Annotated in this window: 5 protein-coding genes; all 5 read right to left on the bottom strand. The window is 53.3% G+C overall.

The window, feature by feature from the left end:
- A partial coding sequence (gatB, locus tag ACR0P9_RS07325) for an Asp-tRNA(Asn)/Glu-tRNA(Gln) amidotransferase subunit GatB (protein WP_432618766.1) occupies positions 1 to 1,145 on the bottom strand: 1,145 nt, incomplete at its 3' end.
- Between the two features lie 15 nt (positions 1,146 to 1,160).
- Positions 1,161 to 2,618: an Asp-tRNA(Asn)/Glu-tRNA(Gln) amidotransferase subunit GatA gene (gene gatA, locus ACR0P9_RS07330; protein WP_432618768.1), complete on the bottom strand. Its 1,458-nt coding sequence runs from the start codon at positions 2,616 to 2,618 to the stop codon at positions 1,161 to 1,163.
- Positions 2,619 to 2,631: 13 nt separating this feature from the next.
- Positions 2,632 to 2,916: an Asp-tRNA(Asn)/Glu-tRNA(Gln) amidotransferase subunit GatC gene (gene gatC / locus ACR0P9_RS07335; protein ID WP_216470830.1), complete on the bottom strand. Its 285-nt coding sequence runs from the start codon at positions 2,914 to 2,916 to the stop codon at positions 2,632 to 2,634.
- The gene (gene ligA, locus ACR0P9_RS07340; protein ID WP_432618770.1) at positions 2,916 to 4,892 is read right to left on the bottom strand and encodes an NAD-dependent DNA ligase LigA; all 1,977 of its coding nucleotides are present in this window, start codon (positions 4,890 to 4,892) and stop codon (positions 2,916 to 2,918) included. Before ligA ends, gatC begins: the two co-directional genes overlap by 1 nt.
- A 64-nt stretch (positions 4,893 to 4,956) precedes the next feature.
- A partial coding sequence (locus tag ACR0P9_RS07345) for a sporulation protein YunB (RefSeq protein WP_432618772.1) occupies positions 4,957 to 5,178 on the bottom strand: 222 nt, incomplete at its 5' end.

Genomic DNA, 5,178 nt, shown 5'->3' on the forward strand with positions numbered 1-5,178 from the left:
GTGTTCTTCTCAATCAGCTCAATCATATCAACCAGCTTCTGTGCGGTCAGCTTGGTGTCCTTCAGCTCCAGATTCTTATCATTGAGATACTTAGAAATATCAGACAGAATCCAGTTTGCGATGTTCTTGGCATCAACACGCTTCATATTGACGCCCTCATCCAACAGGCAAGCCTTGTCAAAGGAATCCGCAAGAATGCGTGCTTCCTTCGGCTGCAAGCCGATTTCTTCCATGTAACGGTTATAGCGCGACTGCGGCAGCTCCGGAATCTCCGAACGAATCTGCTCCAGCCACTCGTCGCTGATTTCTACAGCTACCAAGTCCGGATCCGGGAAGTAACGATAATCCTGTGCATCCTCCTTGGAACGCATAACCATGTTCTTGCCGCGGGAATCGTCCCAACGGCGGGTCTCCTGCGTAATGGTGCCGCCCTCAGAGACAACATCAATCTGGCGGTTTACTTCGTACTCAATGGCACGCTCTGCCGCAGAGAACGAGTTGATGTTCTTCATCTCGACACGAGTGCCCAGTGTCTCCGAGCCTTCCGGACGGATCGATACATTGACATCGCAGCGAATCGAGCCTTCTTCCATGCGGCAGTCGCAAATCTGCAGATAAGACAGGGTCGTCTTGACAGTCTCCAGGAATGCCTTTGCCTCTGCGGCGGAATGAATATCCGGGCGCGTTACCATCTCAATCAGCGGTACACCGCAGCGGTTGAAGTCAACAACTGTGCCTTCGCCCTCATCGTGCAGCAGCTTGCCTGCATCTTCCTCAAAATGAATGCGCTCAAAGCGAACGCGCTTCGGCTCACCATTTACTTCAAAATCAACATAACCGTTCTCGCAGATCGGCACATCAAACTGGGAAATCTGATATGCCTTCGGCAGATCCGGATAGAAATAGTTCTTGCGGTCAGACTTGCACAGCTGGTTGACGGTGCAGTGGGTAGCCAGACCCATCTTTGCCGCATAATGTACGACCTGCTTGTTCAGAACCGGCAGAGCACCCGGCTGACCCGTGCAAACCGGGCAAACATGGGTGTTAATCTCTGCGCCAAACGCGGTGCTGCATCCGCAGAAAATCTTTGTTTTCGTAGAAAGCTCGGCATGGACTTCCAAGCCGATGACTGCTTCATAATTCATGATACGATTCCTCCCTTACAGTGCCACGATGTTGGACAGACCAGAAGCCTTTTCATAGGCCAGACCTGCATTGATGAGCTTCTGCTCGCCAAAACGCGGACCAATCAGCTGCATACCAATCGGCAGCTTGTTCGCATCAAAGCCGCACGGCTGTACCATTGCCGGAAGGCCTGCGATGTTGACAGAAACAGTGCAAATATCGCCCATGTACATCTGCAGCGGATCCGATGTCTTTTCGCCAATTTTATAGGCAGTTGTCGGTGCTACCGGCGTCATAATGACGTCTACCTGCTCGAATGCCTTGTTATAGTCTGCTCGAATCGCACGCTGTGCGGCACGTGCCTTCTTGTAGTACGCATCGTAGTAGCCGGAGGACAGTACATAGGTACCCAGCATAATACGGCGCTGTACTTCCTGACCGAATGCCTCACTTCTCGACTTGACGTACAGATCAATAATGCCGTCAAACTTTTCTGCGCGATAGCCGTACTTGACGCCGTCAAATCGTGCCAGATTGGACGAAGCCTCTGCAGAAGACAGGATGTAGTAAATCGGCAGCGCATACTTGGACAGCGGCAGAGAAATCTCAACCACCTCTGCGCCCAGCTGCTTGTAGGTCTCAGCAGCAGCCAGAACCGCCTTGCTCACTTCTTCCGAAATGCCTTCGCCGAAATATTCCTTCGGCAGGCCAATCTTCATGCCCTTGATGTCGGCGTTCATGCCAGCGTGCAGGCTGTCATATTCGCGCGGATAGCTGGTAGAATCCATCTTATCATAGCCGCGCAGGACATCTGTCAGCAGAGCTGCATCTTCTACGCTGCGGGCAAACGGGCCGATCTGATCCAGAGAAGAAGCAAATGCAACCAGTCCATAACGGGAAACCGTGCCATAGGTCGGCTTCAGACCGACAACGCCGCAGAAAGATGCTGGCTGACGAATGGATCCGCCGGTATCCGAACCAAGCGCAATAGATACTTCACCAGCTGCAACGGAAGCTGCTGCACCGCCGGAAGAACCGCCGGTAACATGCTCCAGATTATGCGGGTTGCGGGTCTTTTGCAGGGCGGAGTTTTCGCAGGAAGAACCCATGGCGAACTCGTCCAAGTTGGTCTTGCCGGTCATAACGAGACCTGCCTCGTGCAGACGGTTCATAACCGTTGCATCGTATGGCGGCTGGAAATTCTCCAGCATACGGGATGCACAAGTGGTGCGGATGCCCTTGGTGCAGATGTTATCCTTGACGGATACCGGCACACCAGCCAGCGGAGACAGCTCCTCACCGGCAGCGCGCTTGGCATCAATGGCCTGTGCAGTCTCCAGCGCGTGTTCCTCGGTCAGGGTGATATATGCGCCGACCTTGTCCTCTACGGCAGCCGTTCTCGCAAACGCAGCCTTGGTCAGTTCTACCGAGCTGACCTCTTTATTTTTCAGCATTGCCGAAAGCTCGGCTGCTGTCTTCTGATACAATTCCATGGTGTTGCCTCCCTTATTCTACGACGCGCGGTACACTGACGCCGCCACATGCTACGCTCGGTGCATTGGCAAGGATTTCTTCCTTGTCATAAGACGGAACGACTTCATCCTCACGCATGGCGTTCTTTCGCTCGGTATCAATGCAGTCCGTGATGTCGCCCAGATCCAGCTCTTGCAGCTGGTCAACCATTGCAACGATTTCCTGCATGTCCTCTGCAATCTTGTCAAAGCCCTTGCCCTTCGGGTCAAGGCGCGCCAAATTGGCGATATATTCGACATTTTCTCTCGTAATAGCCATTATTCTTCATCCTCCTGTATCAAATCTTGGAATTCCTGCTCTGTGAGCACCGGAATGCCAAGTTCATTCGCTTTTTTGAGCTTGCTTCCCGCATTTTCGCCCGCCACAACAAACGTTGTCTTTTTAGAGACCGAGCCGGAAGCACGGCCGCCCAGCTGCTCAATGCGCTCTGTCGCTTGCTTGCGCGTAAACAGTGTCAGCGTGCCCGTGAGCACGATGGTCTTTCCCGCCAGCTTATCGCTCTTGACGAGCTGTTCGCCTTGGAAATTGACACCGGCTTCCCGCAGCCGCTCAATCAGATGCTTGGACTGTTCCTGTTCGCGCCACTCCTCGATGGACTGCACAATTGCGCCGCCAATATCGCGGATGTCGGTCAGTTGTTCCTCTGTCGCGTGCAACACGGCATCCAGCGAGCCAAATGTCGCAGACAGTGTCTTTGCTGCTTTTTGTCCGATGTGCCGAATGCCCAGCGCAAACAGCAGACGAGACAGATCATTGCTCTTGGATTTTTCAATCGCCGCAATGAGATTCTCAGCGGATTTTTTGCCCATGCGTTCGAGCGGTTCTACCTGTTCTGCGCGCAGCGTGTACAAATCCGCGGCTGAATGTACCAAATCGGCATCAATCAGCGACTGCAGGACAGCCTGGCCGCAGCCGTCAATGTCCATCGCATCGCGCGACACAAAGTGCATGAGATTGCGCAGCAACTGTGCCGGACATTCCGCGCCGGTGCAGCGAATCGCCGCTTCATCTTCGTCCTCAAAGACCGGCGCACCGCACACCGGACAGACCTTTGGCATTTCATACGGCACGGTGTTTGCCGGGCGCTTTTCCGGCACATATCCGAGAATTTCCGGAATGATTTCTCCCGCCTTGCGCACCCGCACGGTATCGCCAATGCGCACGTCTTTCTCCCGGATAAAATCACGGTTGTGCAGGGTAGCACGGCTGACCGTCGTTCCCGCCAATTGCACCGGATCCAAAACAGCGTTTGGTGTCAGCACACCGGTTCTGCCGACGGTAATGACAATATCGCGCAAAATAGTCTCTTTGATTTCCGGCGGATATTTATATGCCGATGCCCAGCGCGGATATTTTGCCGTCGAGCCGAGTGCGCGGCGCAGAGCAAAATCATTGACCTTGACCACGGCACCGTCAATATCAAAATCCAGTTCGCCGCGCGTATCGCCCATGTGCTGAATCTCGCGCTCAATATCTTTCGGATCCGTGTATACCGGATACCGCGGGGAAACCGGAAAACCAAGCTGTTTGAGATAATCCAGTGCCTGCACATGCGAAGTCAACGGCAGCTCATCGCTGTTCTGAATATTAAAGCAGAAAATAGACAGCTTGCGCTGTTTGGTCACCGCGCTGTCCAGCTGGCGCAGGGAACCAGCTGCTGCGTTGCGCGGATTGGCAAGCAGCGGCTTGCCTTCCAGCTCACGCTGTGCATTGATGGCATCAAACACGGACCGGCGCATATACACCTCACCGCGCACAACCAGCGTTTTGGGCGCATCGTGCAGTGTCTTGGGAATATCCTCAATAACACGCAGGTTGTCTGTGACATCTTCTCCTGTTACGCCATCGCCGCGCGTCGCGCCGCGCACAAAAATGCCGTTTTCATACTCCAGAGATACGGACAAGCCGTCAATTTTATATTCTACAACATACTCCGGCGCATGAGCACGGGTATAAAACTCTTGCAGTTCATCAAAGGAAAAGACATCCTGCAAACTTTCCAGCGGCCACGGATGTGTCACGGCAGAAAATTTATCCGAGACGCTGCCGCCCACGCGATGCGTCGGGGAGTCCGGTTCATCGACTTCCGGATACTCTGCCTCTAATGTCTCCAACGCACGCAGCATACGGTCATATTCAAAGTCCGAAATCTCCGGCGCATCCTCATCATAATATTTTTTATTGTGATAACGCAGGGCTTCCCGCAAAGCCGCTGCCTGCTGTGCGATATTCATTCCATCCGTCCCTTCTAAAACAATCATATCTATTATAGCAAAAATATCCGTGCAGAAAAAGAGGTTATTTGGAATTTGACGAAATCATTGGTACATCTCCGACAAGAATGGTCTCTTCCAGCGGGTAGTTTGCCCGTACCGTGATGCTTTTAGCCGCGCCCAGCAGCTGAAGCGAAAAATCTGCGCTCACCGTCACGGAGGCTTCATACAGCGTTTGATTGATACCGGCAGAGGAAAAATGCGATTCGACTTGTGCCGTCACACAGCCCAGCGAGACCACGCGAAA

Source organism: Butyricicoccus sp., from assembly GCF_050872565.1.
GTDB lineage: Bacteria > Bacillota > Clostridia > Oscillospirales > Butyricicoccaceae > Butyricicoccus_A.

Coding starts and splice junctions, on each gene's coding strand:
- ligA (WP_432618770.1), bottom strand. CDS start 4,892: ATGAATATCGCACAGCAGGCAGCGGCTTTGCGGGAAGCCCTGCGTTAT.
- gatC (WP_216470830.1), bottom strand. CDS start 2,916: ATGGCTATTACGAGAGAAAATGTCGAATATATCGCCAATTTGGCGCGC.
- gatA (WP_432618768.1), bottom strand. CDS start 2,618: ATGGAATTGTATCAGAAGACAGCAGCCGAGCTTTCGGCAATGCTGAAA.